We start from the raw sequence: 15,048 nt of genomic DNA, 5'->3' as shown, positions 1-15,048 counted from the left end.
TCGATGGAGCGACAATGACGAAAACCTTCTTTCTTGGCCTTGGCGGTCAGAAATGCGGATCGTCCTGGATACAGGCCTATCTGGCGCGGCAGCCTGGGTCCGATTTCGGGCGCTTGGGCGAATATCAGGCTTGGGAACACCGGCTGGGCGGAGTCTTTGCCCGCTACCGCGCGCCGGAACCGTCGTTGCTGGGCAAACTGCGCGCGCGGACCAAGGTGGCGCTTGGCGCGCCGGAACCGGCCGCCCACCTGCGCTGGCGTCTGCAAAGCGATGAGGCGGCCTATTTCGACTATTTCGCCGGGCTTCTGACCCAACCCGGCGTGACCCGCACCGGCGATATAACCCCGTCGTATTCGGCGCTCCCGGCCGAGGTGCTGTCACATCTGCGCGACGGGTTTTCAACACGAGGTATCACCGTCAAGGTTCTGTTTTCCATGCGGGATCCTGTGGATCGCTTGCGTTCGCACCTGCGGATGGAGATGGAAAAAGGCCGCCGTGCCGAAAGCGCCGAGAACGATGCACCGCTGGCCGCGTTCTACGCCACGCCAGAGGCCGAAGCCCGCACGCGCTATGATCTGACGCTGGACGCGATCGAGGCCGTCTTTGCCCCCGAGGACCGCTTTGTGACGCCGTTCGAGACGCTCTTTACCGCCAACGGGATTGTGGACCTGTCGCGCTTTGCCGGTGTTCCGGTCGACCCGCAGGCTGGCATGCGCGCGGTCAACAGCCGCGCCAAAGGGTCTGGCGTCTCTGAAGGCCTTGAGGCCGAAATCGCCCGCCACTATGCGCCGGTTTACAGGGCCGTGGCCCGCCGCCTGCCGCAAGTCGCCGAGGTCTGGCCCTCTGCACGGTTCGCGCTCAATAGCGCGACATGAAACCCGCGCTCACCAGCGCATGAGGCCGCAGTCGATCAACTGCTGCGGCCCTTGATAAGCCACCGAGTTCTCATCCAGAAATCCGTTCTCCGCGCCGCGCATCTTGTCCAGCAGTTCGGCGTAGTAGCGATATTTCGCAGCGGCATTGGCATGCGCGCCCCATTCCGTCGCGCGCGCGATCTTGTCCGCGAACTGCGCGGTAAAGACAAAATGCGCCACGGTCAGCAAGACGTCGGGCGATGGCGGCAGATTGCCATAATGCGACCCGGTCAGACGGCTATCGGCATCGCGACGCACCAGCGGCGTCTTGTGCCGGGGGGATTTCTGAAACTCCTGCGCCTTCTTTTCGCGCGAGGGCATCCACAGCCAATGCCACCCCCGGCGGACCACTTTAGGTTCGACGGAAAACATCTTGAAAAGACGTGCTGTTTTTGATTTCCCCATCAGGTCTGGCTGGCTGCCCCGGCGCAACTCTACCAGTTGCTCGGCCTGAAAATACGGATAGGCCGCGAGCAAATCCGCAAAGCTTTGCGGCAGCGCCCCCTCCAGCCCCGAGGCCGAGGCCGGAAAGAACTCCACCACCGAGGCCACCGCCGAAGGCGCGCCCTCTGACGCCAAGCAGGCGACCACCTCACCAATCGACGCCACCCCCGGCGGCAGGATCAGGAACTCATCCGCATCCACATAGCCAACAAAAGCGCCGTCAAAGAACAGGTGCGGCAACGCGATCTTGAAATAGGTTCCGACCCGTTCCTCACGCTCCGCGCCTTCGGGATCGCGATAGCGCAGCAACGCGCCGAATCCGAGGTCGGACTGCATGACGGCCACATCCGGCTGCGCCGACAGATACTCAAACGATCCGTCGTCCGAGGCATCGTCCCAGATCAGGAACTGCTCAAACCCGATGGCGCGGTGATGCGCCAACCACGCCGGCAGGAACCCCATCTCGTTTTTCATCGTGGAAAACAGCGTCAGCCGTGCCGGGTCTACGTCTCCCGACACCAGCCGCGCCAACCGGCCCGCATCCTCGATCCCGACGATGTCCATCCGCGCCCCCAGTTTCTTCTGTCTTCAAATATCCCGGGGGGCTTGCCGCAGGCAAGCGGGGCAGCGCCCCTTCCCACAAAACAAAAAAGAAGGGGCCCCAAAGGGCCCCTGCAATTGGATTGTCCGAAACGAATTAGCGCTTCGAGAACTGGAACGAACGACGCGCTTTGCGCTTACCGAACTTCTTACGTTCAACGACACGGCTGTCGCGGGTCAGGAAGCCTGCCGCCTTCAGCGCGCCGCGCAGGCTGGGGTTGTACAGTTGCAGCGCCTTCGAGATGCCGTGCTTGACCGCACCGGCCTGACCGGTCAGGCCACCGCCCTTGACGGTTGCCATGACGTCGAATTCGCCTTCGACACCGGCAACCTGCATCGGCTGGCGCAGGATCAGTTGCAGAACCGGACGCGCAAAGTACTTGTCCATGTCCTTGCCGTTCACCACAACCTTGCCGGAGCCCGGCTTGATCCAGACGCGGGCAACCGCGTCCTTCCGCTTGCCGGTGGCATAGGAGCGACCCAATTCGTCACGAACCGGCTCACGCGGAGCCTCTTCCATGACCACAACATCTTCGACGCCCGCAGCGGCGCCCAGCTCTTCGAGAGAGTTGATCTGATCAGCCATTATTTCGACACCCGGGTGTTCTTGGAGTTCATCGTTTTCACGTCCAGAACCTCGGGGTTCTGGGCCTCGTGCGGGTGCTCGGCACCGGCGTAGATACGCAGGTTGGTCAGCACCTGACGCGACAGGCGGTTGCCCGGCAGCATGCGCTTGACGGCCTGAAAGACCACACGCTCTGGGTGGGCGCCCTCAAGGATCTGCGCCTTGGTGCGCGATTTGATCCCGCCGGGGTGGCCGGTGTGCCAGTAAAAGTGCTCTTCGCGCTTTTTGCCGGTCAATTGGATCTTGTCCGCATTGACGATGATGACGTTGTCACCCATGTCCATGTGCGGTGTGAAGGACGGCTTGTGCTTGCCGCGCAGGCGCGTGGCGACGATCGAGGCGAGACGGCCCAGAACGATGCCTTCGGCGTCGATCACGATCCATTTCTTGTCGATGTCTGCCGGAGTCGCAGAGTAGGTTTTCATGACGTTACGTGTCCGTTCGATTGAGAAGGGCCAAGGCATGCGCCCCGGCCCGAAATCCGATTGCGCTGTTATACGCAGGCCAAATTTCCAGTCAAGCGCGTCACGTCTTATTTTATTGCTTAAAAACAGCATCTTACAATAATGGTAAAATAATACCCCAAAAACCCCTGATCTGACAAGGCCCCTGGCAATGGGCACAAGCCCTACTTGCGCCCTCTGCCCGGCACGGGCATCACATGGTGGCACCAGAACCAAGGTCCCTGCCATGCCCGCCCTCGGCCCCCTCTTGTCCGGACTTCTATTGTTTGCGATCGCCACCGCCTCTGGCGCGGGGGTCATACGCAAGATGGTCGAGGTCCACGAGGCGCGGCACGAGTTGAAACGCGGATCGGCCGGATTCCTGCGCACCATGGCGGGCTGGTCGATGATCGGTTTCTGGGGGATGGCCGTCTGGTTTGCCGCCACCATCATCGGTGACTGGGGCGCGTCCGGCGATCCGGGCGGCGCCGTGGCACGGTCCTGGCTGCGACTGGAGATCCTTCTGCACATCGCCAGCGCCCTGTCGGAGGCGGACTCGTGACCGCCCCCCGGACAGATCAGTCAGAGCTGCGGTGCCCGTCCTGCGGCGGTCAATGTGTTTACGACCCCAATGTGCAGATGTTGCAGTGCACCAGTTGCGGCACCACGCAGGGGCTGGAAAGCCCTTGGGACAGCGCCGCCAACGCCGAGACCGACTATCGCGCCGATACGCCCGAAACGCTGCCCCCCGACCTGCCCGACATGCGCGCCCACCGCTGCGAAACCTGTGGCGGCGAGGTGGTCTTTACCGGCGCGGCGCTGTCGGACCGGTGCCCCTATTGCGACGGCGCCGTGGTGTTGTCGACCGCCGATCACGGCTATCGCACCACCGCGCTGATCCCGTTCCGGGTGCCGGACAAGGCTGCGCAGACCCAAGCGCAGGACTGGGTCCGGGGCCGGATCGCGGCACCGCGCGGCCTGTCCGAAACCGTGGAAAAAGCCCGTGTCGCAGGGCTTTACGCGCCGTTCTGGACCTTTGACAGCCAAGAGGCGGTGGAGTATTGGGCCAGTTACACCACCGGCAGCGGCAAGAACCGAAGCAAGCACCGCACCAGCGGCCAGATGAAGATCGCCTTTGACGACCTGCTGATGCCCGCCAGCCCGCATGTCACCCCGCTGATCCGCGACGGCATCCTGCATCACTTCGACCCGCGCCGCCTGCGCCCCTATCGCGCCGGGTATCTGGCGGGGTTCGCCGCCGAACGGCATCATCAGAGCGTGGCACAGGGGCTTGAAGCCAATGAATCCGACAAACGGCTGCTGATCCGCAACCGCATCAAGGCGCATATCGACAAACGCGGTGTGTCGGACATCACCTTCAACACCGACACCTCGGGCATCCGCTATCGTCGCATCCTGCTGCCGGTCTGGATTCTGCACTATCGCTGGAAGGACAAGCCGATGAAGGTAGTGGTCTCCGGTCTGGACGGGCGCAGCTTTGGCGAACGGCCCTTTTGTCCGCGCAAGCTGACCTACTACGCCGCTGCTGTCAGCCTTGCGATCATCGCTTTCGGACTGCTCTGGGGCGCAGGCGCAGCACCGTAGCCGCGGGAACCGTCACAAAACTTTCTTCGCAGATGCAGCAAAAAGGGGTTGATCGACTCACAGGTCGGTCTTAGGTGAGCCTCACTTTCGGACCCGATCCCAACCCGGACGCCCAGCCACATGCTGGGCTCATGTGTCTTCGGGGGGCGCTAAGGGACCGACTGGAACGCACTACTGGATTGAAGGAGGAATGTCATGAAAGACATCAACCTCTTCCAACTGGGGTACGGTCTGGAGACAGGCGCCCAAGAGGAAGACACCACCCGGGGTCTCGCCCCCGCGAACGATTCCACATCCCCGCGCGACGTGTTCGACGCCGACCGCGATGATCATTTCATCCGTCGAGACGGCAGCGTCTTTGCTGGAACCCATCTCATCATCGAGGTGGTCGACGGGCATGGCCTGGACGACGAGGCGCGCATTCAGCAGGCCTTTCGTGACTGCGTGGACACCTGCGGCGCAACCCTGCTGCACATCCACACGCACAAGTTCAGCCCCCAAGGCGTGAGCGGCGTGGCGGTGCTGGCGGAAAGCCACATCTCGGTCCACACATGGCCGGAAATCGGCTACGGCGCGTTTGACGTCTTCATGTGCGGCGACGCGCAACCGTGGAAAGCGGTCGATGTTCTGGCCCGCGCCTTTGGCACCGCCGACGTGCGCGTCAAGGAACTCAAGCGCGGCGAAGGCGTGGTATCAGAGGCTGGCGTCGCGGCCTGATCGCTGTGCCCGACCCTGACCCGGACCAAGGGCGGCCCGTGCCGCCCTTTTTTCTTGACCCATCCCAATTGAGATGCCCGGCCTGCCTGCTGGTTTCGCGGCCGGGACCCGCAGGAGATCACAGATGACCGACTCGCCCGACTGGATGCGCGAACAGCTGCACGGCCACTACGCACAAAGCCTGACCGTCGACAAACTGTTGTACGACAGTGAGACCGACCACCAGCGCCTGCGCGTGTTCGAGAACGGCAGCTTTGGCCGTGTCCTGACGCTGGACGACGTGATCCAGACCACCGAGGGCGACAATTTCATCTACCACGAGATGCTGACCCACGTGCCGATCCTCGCCCATGGCGCGGCCAAACGCGTCTGTATCGTCGGCGGCGGCGACGGTGGTATGGCGCGCGAGGTGCTGAAACACGCCTCTGTCGATCATGTCACCATGGTCGAAATCGACGCCGGTGTGGTGGACTTCTCCAAACAATACCTGCCGATGCTGTCGCAGGGCGCCTTTGACGATCCGCGGCTGGATCTGGTGATCGCCGACGGAGCCGAATTCATGAAGGTCACTCAAGGCGGCTTTGACGTCATCATCGTTGACAGCACCGATCCGATTGGTCCGGGTGAGGTTCTGTTCACCGACACCTTCTACGGGCACGCGAAACGCGCGCTGACGCCGGGCGGTATCCTCGTCACACAAAACGGGGTGCCCTTCATGCAGGGCGATGAGCTGACCAACACCATGCGCGCCTTTCAGGCGCTGTTTGCAGACGCGACCTGCTACATGGCCACCGTCCCCACCTACGCGGGCGGCCCGATGGCCTTTGGCTGGGGCACGGACGGCGACGCGCGGGCGGTGCCGCTTGAGATTCTGCAACAACGTTTTTCGGACGCGGGCCTGACCACCGATTACTACACGCCCGAAGTTCACAAGGCGGCCTTTGCCCTGCCACGCTACGTGCTGACCCTGCTGCCGTGACAGTGGGGGCACTGCCCCCGCCGCTATGCGGCCCCCCCGGGAGGTATTTTACCAGAGAAGAAACCACGACCCTGCGCTTCTTCTTTGTCCAAATACCCCAAAGCACCGGCGCATACCACGCAACGTCACGGCTATGCGCACGGGCGATGCCGCCCCTATGCTGGCACCAACAGCCGCAAGGGAGCACAATTCATGTCCGAGACCGTCCGCGTCACCCGCGATGGCGCCATTGCCGAAGTCATCCTCAACCGCCCGGACAAGCATAACGCCGTCGATCTGTCGGTCTTTGAAGGGCTGGCACAGGCGGGAGAGGATCTCAAACGCGCCGAAGGGTTGCGCGCCGTGGTTCTGCGCGGTGAGGGGCCAAATTTCTGTTCCGGCATCGACACGTCGCTGTTCACCGCCAACCCCGACCCAAAGGCACTGATCGGAAAGATCCTTGAGGTGCCGGAGGGCGAGAGCGCCAATATGTTCCAAAAGCCCGGCACCGTCTGGCAGGAGCTGGAGGTGCCGGTCATCGCCGCGCTCACCGGCGTTACCTATGGCGCGGGGTTCCAGATTGCCCTTGGCGCAGACATCCGGCTGGCCGCACCAGACACCCGCATGTCGGTGATGGAAATCACTTGGGGCCTGATCCCCGACATGGGGATCACCACCACCCTGCCCCGGCTGATGCGCGCCGATCAGGCCAAGGAGCTGATCTTTACCGGGCGCGTGGTCGAGGCCGCAGAGGCGGCGGCGCTGGGTCTTGTGACGCGCGTCTGTGAGGACCCGCTGGCAGAGGCGCGCGCCCTGGCGCAGACCATCGCGGGCAAGAATCCCGACGCCATCCGCCGCGACAAACGGCTGGTCAACGACAGCTGGCAGATGGACCGGGCAGCGGCCTTGCGGCTGGAGGCCGAGTTGCAGGCAGAGGTCATCGGCCAGCCCAACCAGCTGGAGGCGGTCTTTGCCCGCATGCAAAAGCGCGCGCCGAATTTCAGGTGACGCGCTTATCCGCGCGCGGGCGGGATCGAATAGGTCAGTGAGGCATGGGCCACCGGCTGGGTCGTGCCCTCGCTGAACAGCAGCACATCGGTCACCGACAGGGCGCGGCCCAGTTTCAGCACCCGCGCCTCAGCCAGCAGGTCGACCCCCGCCACCGGTTTGCGCATGAAGTCGATGGAGCAATGGGTTGTCACCGCCAGCGCCTGTTTGCCGACAAACCCCATCGTCGCCACATAGGCCGCCACATCGGCCAGCGCAAACATCGCCGGGCCGGAGACCGTACCGCCGGGCCGCAGATGTTTTTCGTCGTTGAACAGGCGCATCACCAGCAGGGTCTCCTCCATCCGGTCGATCCCGAACATGCCCTCGACCTGAGGGAAGACCTCATCCAGAAACACGGTCATTTCTTCGGCGGTGATCTTGAGTTCCACGCGCTTTCCTCCTCTTTTGGGGGCAGCTAATCTGGCCCCAACAAGGAGGACAAGATGGAAATCCTGGAACGTCGCGACGCGGGTGGCATTGCCCATCTGCACATGAACGCGCCGGAGCGGCTGAACGCACTCTCGGATGAGATGCTGGCCGCCCTTCAGGCGCAGATCGATGCGCTGGCGGAGGACCGCGAGACCCGCGTTGTGGTGATCTCTGGCGCGGGCAAGGCATTCTGCGCCGGACACGATCTGAAACAGATGCAGGCGGGCCGACAGGCCGAGGATCGGGGCCGCGCCTATTTCGCCGATCTGTTCGCGCGCTGCGCCAGCGTCATGACCGGGCTGACCCGCCTGCCCCAGCCGGTTATCGCGCAGGTCCACGGCATTGCCACCGCCGCGGGCTGTCAGATGGTGGCATCGTGCGATCTGGCCATCGCGGCCGAGGGCACGCGGTTTGGCGTCAATGGCGTCAACATCGGGCTGTTCTGTTCGACGCCCATGGTGGCCCTATCGCGCAATATCCCGCGCAAGAAAGCGTTCGAGATGCTGACCACGGGGCGTTTTTTATCGTCGGAGGAGGCAGAGCGCGCCGGGTTGATCAACAAAGCCGTTCCGCACGACCAGTTGGAGGCCGCGACGCAGGAACTGGCGCAGACGTTGGCGGGCAAGCTGACGGCGGCGGTCAAGGTCGGCAAGAGCGCGTTTTACGATCAGATCACCATGGGGCTGGACGACGCCTATGCCTTTGCCAGCGACGTGATGGTCGAAAACATGCTGTGGCGCGACACCGATGAGGGCATCGCCGCCTTTCTGGAAAAGCGCGCCCCGGACTGGCAGGACCGCACAGGCGACTGACATCAACGGGATAAACCGCGCCCCTCTCCGGGCGTCCCGCAGGCGGCATGCGCGCTCCGCACGCCGCCCCTTGGGTCTTGGCGGGCCTCCGCCATGGGTCGGGCGGACCGGCCTCAGGCCCCGGCGGGCCAGACGAACCCCGGTTGCAGCGAATCGTAGACCGGGCGGCCGTCCGACGGCTTGGGATAGCCTTTGCTCTCATCCCAGAACGCGTGGTAGGTCGCGTCCGGGAACGCCGCATCGTCGTAGCCCATGACATTCGGAACGGCGACACGGATCCGCTTCATCTTGTCGTCCAGCATCAGCGCTGCACCGCACTCCGAACAGGTGCACAGCTCCAGCGGTCCGTTCGGGTTGTCCTTGTTGAACGGCTGCCGGGCGATCTTGTCGGGATGATCCACCTTGAGATCGCCATAGTTGAAGAACGCGACATGCGTGTGCTGCTGCCCGGTGACGGCCTTGCAGACGTTGCAATGGCATTCGTGGTTGTCGATGGGGTCTGCATCCGACGTCACGTGAACGTGGTCGCACCCACCCTGGTACTTGTTGGCCATTCTGTCCTCCCTGTTTCTGACAACGCCAAGCTTGGCGTCGGCGGTGAACACCCGGACTCATGCCGGGTGGCCGCAGTCCCAGTCTCGCGCAGAGGCCGCAATGGCGCAACATCGACTCAAGTCTGTCTCTGCCCCGGCCGTCCCGAGGGGGGCACCCGGTTTTGTACAAACCGACATTTTTCGCGTACAAGACCGACAATATGCACAATCTCCGCCGCCGTCTTGGCAGGCGGGTCCGGATGCTCTAGATGCGCGACATGACACAGGAACTGCATATCGTCGGCGGCGGCATGGCCGGCTCCGAAGCCGCCTGGCAGGCGGCCAATCTGGGCGTTCGCGTGGTGATTCACGAGATGCGCCCCAAGGTAAAGACCTTTGCCCATCAGACGGGCAACCTCGGGGAAATGGTCTGTTCGAACTCGTTCCGCTCGGACGATCACGAACAGAATGCCGTGGGCCTGCTGCATTGGGAGATGTTGCAGGCGGGCGGCTTGATCATGCGCACCGCCTATGCCCGGCGCCTGCCCGCCGGTGGCGCGCTGGCGGTGGATCGCGAAGGCTTTGCCGAGAGTGTGACAGAAGCGCTGACAGCGCACCCCAACATCCTGATTTCGCATGAGGAAATCACCGAATTGCCCGCCGACGGCCAGTGGATCTTTGCCACCGGACCGCTGACCTCTGCCGGTCTGGGCGCGGCGATCCAGCAGGAAACCGGGGCCGACCGGCTGGCGTTTTTCGACGCCATCGCACCCATCGTCTATGCGGAAAGCATCGACATGTCCGTGGCGTGGCGGCAATCGCGCTATGACAAGGGCGAGACCGAGGAAGAGCAAAAAGCCTATCTCAACTGCCCGATGACCAAAGACCAGTACGAGGCGTTTATCGACGCCCTTCTGGCCGCCGACAAAACCGAATTTCACGAGGGCGAGACAGCGGGATATTTCGATGGCTGCCTGCCGATCGAGGTCATGGCAGAGCGCGGACGCGAGACGCTGCGCTTTGGTCCGATGAAGCCTATCGGCCTGACCAATCCACACCAGCCGGACAACAAACCCTATGCCGTGGTGCAGTTGCGCCGGGACAATGCGCTGGGGACCTTGTACAACATCGTCGGCTTTCAAACCAAGATGAAGTACGGCGCGCAAGCCGATGTTTTCAGGATGATTCCCGGCCTTCACGATGCCAGCTTCGCACGTCTGGGCGGCATTCACCGCAACACCTTTCTGAACAGCCCGACGCTGCTGGACAACCAGATGCGCCTGCGGTCCAAGCCGAATATCCGCTTTGCCGGACAGGTGACGGGGGTAGAGGGCTACGTTGAATCCTCGGCCATGGGGTTGCTTGCCGGGCGCATGGCGGCGGCGGATATCCTTGGCGTTTCAATGCCTTCCGTCCCTCAGGACAGCGCCCATGGCGCGCTGATCCACCACATCACCGGCGGTGCCGAGGCCAAGACATTCCAGCCGATGAACGTGAACTTTGGCCTGTTCCGCCCGCTTGAAGGGTTGCGTGGGGGCCGCAAAGGCCGCCGCGAGCGCTATAAGGGCTATACCGACCGCGCCAAGGAGGTCTGGACCGACTGGCTGGCGCAGCAGGGGGTTGACGGACAGGCGGCAGAGTAGAACGCTGGGGACATGAGCAACCCGTATTTCGACAAGGTCTACAAGGCCCGCACCGAGGATGAGACCCGCGATCTGTATGACGGCTGGGCCGCGACCTATGAACAGGCCGTGCAGGACGAGGGCTATGCCACCCCGCGCCGCTGCGCAGAGGCATTGCATGCCACCTTGGGCGACGCCCAAGCGCCCGTTCTCGATTTTGGTTGCGGCACCGGTCTGTCGGGACTCGCGCTGCGCCTTGCCGGGTTTTCGACCATCGACGGCATCGACCTGTCTCCGGGCATGTTGGCGCACGCCCGCGAGAAAGACATCTACCGCACCCTGACGCCAATTGGCCCTGACGATCCGGTGCCCACCGGCTACGCGGCGGTCGCCGCCATCGGGGTCATCGGTGCCGGGGCCGCGCCTCTGGCCGCGTTGGACCGCATCTTCGAGGCGCTGGACGCGGGCGCGCAATGTGTCTTTTCCTTCAACGATCACACGCTCGAAGACCCGACATTCGAGGCGCTGGTGAACCGCTGGATCGCCGACGGACGGCTGCGCCAACTGTTTCGCGAACACGGGCCGCACCTGCCGGGGAAGAACATCAACTCCACCGTATATGTGCTTGAAAAAGTGTGAACTTCACCACGCGCTTTGCGCCATCCCCGACCGGGCCGCTGCATCTGGGCCACGCCTATTCCGCGATCCTCGCGCATGATTTGGCGCGCGCGGCCAGAGGGCGTTTCCTGTTGCGGATCGAGGATATCGACCGCACCCGCGCCCGCCCCGAATGGGAACAGCAGATTTACGACGACCTTTCATGGCTGGGCTTGGCGTGGGACGAAGACCCCTTGCGCCAGTCGGACCGGCAGGACGTCTATCGCGCCGGTTTGCAAGACCTCTGGTCGCGTGGGCTGCTTTATGGGTGTCGCTGCACACGGCGCGACATTGCCGACGCGGTGACAGCCCCGCAGGAAGGCGCGGAGCCGCCGCATGGGCCGGACGGGCTGATCTATCCGGGAACCTGCCGCCACCGCACTCCGAGAGAAGGCGCCAACCCGCCTGAGGGCATGGCGCTGCGTCTGGATATGGCGGCGGCGTTGAAATCCCTGCCAACCCCATTGGCAGGGTTCACCGAAACCGGTCCTTTGGGCGAATTGCCGGGGCGGCACGTGCCTGTCCCGGCAGACGAATTGATCTCAGGTGTCGGTGATATCGTCTTGTCCAGAAAAGATTTTCTTGGCTCTTACCATCTGTCGGTTGTGCTGGACGACGCCGCCCAAAAGATCACCCATGTCGTTCGCGGCGCCGATCTTTATGACGCGACCCAGATACATATCCTGTTGCAGGCGCTGCTGGGCATTTCAACACCCACGTACCTGCATCATCGCCTCATCCGGGACGAAAACGGTCGCCGGTTGGCCAAGCGGGACGACGCCCGCGCGATTGCCACCTATCGGGCCGAGGGGCTTACACCCACTGACATTCGCCTGAAGGTCGGTTTGTAACCCTCTGGAAAATCACCCTTCCATCGGCTTGGACAGCTCAACCTCGTCACCGTCCCGCACCGCCGTATAGAAACAGGACCGCCGGTTCGTATGGCAGGCCGGGCCGGTCTGCCGCACCAGAGCCAGCAGGCAATCGCGGTCACAATCCACCCGGAAATCAACCAGTTCCTGCACATGCCCCGAGGTTTCGCCCTTGATCCAAAAGGCCTGACGCGACCGCGACCAATAGGTCACGCGCCCGGTGTCCAGCGTCTTGGCCACAGCCTCGGCGTTCATCCAGGCCATCATCAAGACCTCGCCCCCCTCGGCATCCTGCGCGATACAGGGGATCAGGCCGCGATCATCATACTTTAGTGTCGAGGGGTCGAACGCCATGGGAAAAACCTTTTGCATCAGCGGCAGCGCTGCCTATGTATGGGGAACCCGCAGCAGGAGAAAGCCATGAGTGGCGAAACAGACCTGATCAAGCTGTATTCCGGTCGCATTCTGGAACTGGCCGCAGACATCCCGCACAACACGCGGCTGACTGCGCCTCAGGTCAGCGTCAAGAAACGCTCGCCGCTGTGTGGGTCTACCGTAACGGTCGATATCTCGATGCGGGATGGCAAGGTGTCGGACTATGGTCAGGACGTAAAGGCCTGTGCGCTGGGACAGGCGGCGGCATCCGTTGTGGGCGGTGCCATCATCGGACAGACGCCCGAGACGATCATGGCCGCCCGCGATGCCCTGCGCACCATGCTCAAGGAAGACGGCCCCACGCCGCCCGCGCCCTTCGACGGGCTTGAGGTGCTGCGCCCGGCGGCTTCGTTCAAGAACCGCCATGCCTCGATCATGCTGGCACTGGATGCCGCCTGCGAGGCGGTTCAGGAAGCCCGGCAAATTCATTCGGCTTAATCATCTGTTTGTCTTGCTGCCTTAAGCAGGGCGAAAACAGAGGCCGGCCATGCAGCATTCCACCGATTTGTCCGCTCCTGATCTGGACCGGGAACTGGCGCAACTCACAGAGGCCGCAACCGGCCTTGGCCGGGAAACCGTCGATATTGGCGGCTTTCTTCAGGATCTGGATAACCGTTGCAGTCAGCAACTGACCGAACTGACACAGGTCGGCAGTCAGACCGCCGACCTGTCAGAGGTCAGCGCCCGCATGCATGACGCTGTCCAGAAAATGTCGGAAACCGCAGAGATGACCCTGCAACGGGTGCAAACCTCTGTCCGCACCATCGGAGAAACCGGGCAGAACTCGCAGGTCCTGGCGGAATGGGTGCGCGCGGTCCATGCGGGCAGCGCCGAGGTTGAGGACATGCTGAACGCGGTCCAGACCTCGAACACACAGATTTCGGACATAGCGTGGCAGGTCCACATCCTTGCCGTGAACGCCAAGATCGAGGCCGCCCGCGCGGGACAGGCAGGCAAAGGATTCGCCATCGTCGCCGAGTCGGTTCAGGATCTCAGCCAAAAAACCGCCGAAGCCGCCAAGAAGATCGACACCACCGTCGCGCGGCTGGCCGAATGGATGTCTCGCCTCCACAGTGAGGCGCAAACCACCGCGTTGCAGGCGGACTCGGTCCTTGCAAAGGCAGATGACACCGATCGTGCGCTGTCGGAAATCGAACAGGGGATCGGGGCGATGCGCGGCGGCGCACAGGCGCTGTCGGACGAGGCGGCGCAGGCCAAGACCGCCGTGGACCGCACCCGTGGTGCCGTGGACCGGATTTCGGTCTCGGTGTCCAAGGTGGCCGCCGACGTGGATGAGGCGACGCGCCGCTGCTTTACGCTGATCGACACGTCCGAGGGTATTTTGCAGCACGCCGTTGCCCTTGGCGGCGATGGTGCGGACGGGCCGATGATCACGCTGGTGCAGGATCTTGCCGGACAGGTGGCGCAGGCCATGACGCAAGCTCTGGATCACGGACGCCTGACCGAGGCCGACCTGTTCACGCGCACCTACCGCCCGATTGATGGCACCGATCCTCAGCAGGTGCTGGCCCCCTATACCGGCGTTCTGGACAAGATCCTGCCGCCGATTCAGGAACCGGTTCTGGACCGGGACAAACGGATCGTCTTTTGCGCTGCGGTGGACACCAATGGCTATCTGCCGACCCACAACCGCAAGTTCTCACAACCGCAACGCGCCGACCCGGTCTGGAATGCCGCGCACTGCCGCAACCGGCGCATTTTCAACGATCGCGTGGGGCTGAAGGCCGGGCGCAATACAAAACCCTTTCTGCTACAGGTCTATCGCCGCGACATGGGCGGTGGCGAGTTTGTGATGATGAAAGACCTGTCGGCCCCGATCACCCTGCGCGGTCGGCATTGGGGCGGATTGAGACTTGCCTACAGGTTCTAGGCCAAGGTGCCCAAGGCCAAAAAAACCGCCGCACTCCGGGACAAGGAGGCGGCGGCAAGGGGCGTGTCGATCTGTAGGGCCCCGGATCGTGATCGGTTACAGGCAGGAAAACCGAGTTGGGGACAGGTTGTGGCACATCGGGACAGGTGACATGCGACAGATCCGGGTTACAGACACGCAGGCAGAAACTCAGAGAACGGAAGGCAGGTGCAGCGCGCCGAAAAAGATCACCGCAAGAGAGATGACGCCAAGGGCATCCTGCCAGAGCGTCGCGTGCTGGCGGTGCAGGGCGGTCTTGACAGTCTCGATCATGGCGCGTCTCCAATGTTCCGTTTGTTGACCCTTTGTTCTCATATCGTTAACGCGTTGTAAAGAACTTAATGAGAACATTTGAGAACAAAATGCGTTCTCCGGGGTGAGCCGCCCCTGTCGCACCCCGCG

The 15,048-nt window shown here is 63.1% G+C and carries 19 protein-coding genes; 12 read left to right on the top strand and 7 right to left on the bottom strand.

All coding sequences use genetic code 11. The annotated features are described in order from the left end of the window. Positions 1-14 precede the first annotated feature (14 nt). On the top strand, positions 15-875 hold the full coding sequence (locus ACN0S5_RS12640) for a sulfotransferase family protein (RefSeq protein WP_417208679.1): 861 nt from the start codon (positions 15-17) through the stop codon (positions 873-875). A gap of 9 nt (positions 876-884) precedes the next feature. Here the strand turns inward: ACN0S5_RS12640 and ACN0S5_RS12635 are convergent, their stop codons facing one another. From ACN0S5_RS12635 to rplM, 3 genes are all read right to left on the bottom strand, one after another. Beyond that, on the bottom strand, positions 885-1,922 hold the full coding sequence (locus ACN0S5_RS12635; protein ID WP_417208677.1) for a glycosyltransferase family 2 protein: 1,038 nt from the start codon (positions 1,920-1,922) through the stop codon (positions 885-887). Positions 1,923-2,055: 133 nt separating this feature from the next. Beyond that, positions 2,056-2,544: a 30S ribosomal protein S9 gene (rpsI, locus tag ACN0S5_RS12630; RefSeq protein WP_417208675.1), complete on the bottom strand. Its 489-nt coding sequence runs from the start codon at positions 2,542-2,544 to the stop codon at positions 2,056-2,058. After that, positions 2,544-3,008: a 50S ribosomal protein L13 gene (gene rplM / locus ACN0S5_RS12625; RefSeq protein ID WP_417208673.1), complete on the bottom strand. Its 465-nt coding sequence runs from the start codon at positions 3,006-3,008 to the stop codon at positions 2,544-2,546. Before rplM ends, rpsI begins: the two co-directional genes overlap by 1 nt. 301 nt (positions 3,009-3,309) lie before the next feature. On the opposite strand from rplM, the gene ACN0S5_RS12620 reads away from it, so the two are divergent. The 5 genes from ACN0S5_RS12620 (at position 3,310) to ACN0S5_RS12600 (ending at position 7,314) form a co-directional block, all read left to right on the top strand. Beyond that, a complete protein-coding gene (locus ACN0S5_RS12620) occupies positions 3,310-3,588 on the top strand; it encodes a hypothetical protein (protein WP_417208671.1) in 279 nt (92 codons plus the stop codon). Beyond that, positions 3,585-4,631 (top strand): hypothetical protein, encoded by a 1,047-nt coding sequence (locus tag ACN0S5_RS12615; protein ID WP_417208669.1) that lies wholly within the window; start codon positions 3,585-3,587, stop codon positions 4,629-4,631. Before ACN0S5_RS12620 ends, ACN0S5_RS12615 begins: the two co-directional genes overlap by 4 nt. Positions 4,632-4,826: 195 nt before the next feature. Continuing rightward, positions 4,827-5,348 (top strand): adenosylmethionine decarboxylase, encoded by a 522-nt coding sequence (gene speD / locus ACN0S5_RS12610; protein ID WP_417208667.1) that lies wholly within the window; start codon positions 4,827-4,829, stop codon positions 5,346-5,348. Positions 5,349-5,472: 124 nt separating this feature from the next. After that, positions 5,473-6,327 (top strand): polyamine aminopropyltransferase, encoded by an 855-nt coding sequence (gene speE / locus ACN0S5_RS12605; protein WP_417208666.1) that lies wholly within the window; start codon positions 5,473-5,475, stop codon positions 6,325-6,327. Positions 6,328-6,519: 192 nt separating this feature from the next. Then, positions 6,520-7,314: a crotonase/enoyl-CoA hydratase family protein gene (locus ACN0S5_RS12600; protein ID WP_417208664.1), complete on the top strand. Its 795-nt coding sequence runs from the start codon at positions 6,520-6,522 to the stop codon at positions 7,312-7,314. A gap of 5 nt (positions 7,315-7,319) precedes the next feature. On the opposite strand, the gene ACN0S5_RS12595 is transcribed toward ACN0S5_RS12600, so the two are convergent. Further along, on the bottom strand, positions 7,320-7,718 hold the full coding sequence (locus ACN0S5_RS12595) for a PaaI family thioesterase (RefSeq protein WP_417208921.1): 399 nt from the start codon (positions 7,716-7,718) through the stop codon (positions 7,320-7,322). Between the two features lie 81 nt (positions 7,719-7,799). Here ACN0S5_RS12595 and ACN0S5_RS12590 point away from each other — a divergent pair, with 81 nt between their 5' ends. Next, complete coding sequence (locus ACN0S5_RS12590) at positions 7,800-8,597, top strand: enoyl-CoA hydratase (protein ID WP_417208663.1); 798 nt, start codon at positions 7,800-7,802, stop codon at positions 8,595-8,597. Positions 8,598-8,710: 113 nt separating this feature from the next. Here the strand turns inward: ACN0S5_RS12590 and ACN0S5_RS12585 are convergent, their stop codons facing one another. Further along, positions 8,711-9,151: a GFA family protein gene (locus tag ACN0S5_RS12585; protein ID WP_417208661.1), complete on the bottom strand. Its 441-nt coding sequence runs from the start codon at positions 9,149-9,151 to the stop codon at positions 8,711-8,713. Between the two features lie 257 nt (positions 9,152-9,408). On the opposite strand from ACN0S5_RS12585, the gene trmFO reads away from it, so the two are divergent. From trmFO to gluQRS, 3 genes are read left to right on the top strand one after another with little or no spacing between them, the layout of a single operon-like run. Further along, entirely contained in the window at positions 9,409-10,773 is a 1,365-nt protein-coding gene (gene trmFO, locus ACN0S5_RS12580) for a methylenetetrahydrofolate--tRNA-(uracil(54)-C(5))-methyltransferase (FADH(2)-oxidizing) TrmFO (RefSeq protein ID WP_417208918.1), read from the top strand. 12 nt (positions 10,774-10,785) lie between these two features. Next, complete coding sequence (locus ACN0S5_RS12575; protein WP_417208659.1) at positions 10,786-11,391, top strand: class I SAM-dependent DNA methyltransferase; 606 nt, start codon at positions 10,786-10,788, stop codon at positions 11,389-11,391. After that, complete coding sequence (gluQRS, locus tag ACN0S5_RS12570; RefSeq protein WP_417208658.1) at positions 11,388-12,260, top strand: tRNA glutamyl-Q(34) synthetase GluQRS; 873 nt, start codon at positions 11,388-11,390, stop codon at positions 12,258-12,260. The genes ACN0S5_RS12575 and gluQRS overlap by 4 nt, the downstream gene beginning before the upstream one ends. Positions 12,261-12,272: 12 nt before the next feature. Here gluQRS and hisI read toward each other — a convergent pair whose 3' ends face one another. Then, positions 12,273-12,653 carry a phosphoribosyl-AMP cyclohydrolase gene (gene hisI / locus ACN0S5_RS12565; protein ID WP_417208657.1) on the bottom strand — a complete coding sequence of 127 codons (381 nt, stop codon included), beginning with the start codon at positions 12,651-12,653 and terminating at the stop codon, positions 12,273-12,275. 48 nt (positions 12,654-12,701) lie between these two features. On the opposite strand from hisI, the gene ACN0S5_RS12560 reads away from it, so the two are divergent. Next, on the top strand, positions 12,702-13,154 hold the full coding sequence (locus tag ACN0S5_RS12560) for an iron-sulfur cluster assembly scaffold protein (protein ID WP_417208656.1): 453 nt from the start codon (positions 12,702-12,704) through the stop codon (positions 13,152-13,154). Positions 13,155-13,203: 49 nt separating this feature from the next. Continuing rightward, on the top strand, positions 13,204-14,607 hold the full coding sequence (locus tag ACN0S5_RS12555) for a methyl-accepting chemotaxis protein (protein WP_417208655.1): 1,404 nt from the start codon (positions 13,204-13,206) through the stop codon (positions 14,605-14,607). A gap of 189 nt (positions 14,608-14,796) precedes the next feature. Here ACN0S5_RS12555 and ACN0S5_RS12550 read toward each other — a convergent pair whose 3' ends face one another. Further along, a complete protein-coding gene (locus tag ACN0S5_RS12550; RefSeq protein ID WP_417208654.1) occupies positions 14,797-14,919 on the bottom strand; it encodes a hypothetical protein in 123 nt (40 codons plus the stop codon). Positions 14,920-15,048 lie beyond the last annotated feature (129 nt).

It is taken from the genome of Antarctobacter sp., assembly GCF_048262615.1.
Classification (GTDB): Bacteria; Pseudomonadota; Alphaproteobacteria; order Rhodobacterales; family Rhodobacteraceae; genus Antarctobacter.
The sequence above is the reverse complement of the archived record's forward strand: the minus strand, read 5'-3'. Positions and strand labels throughout refer to the sequence as shown.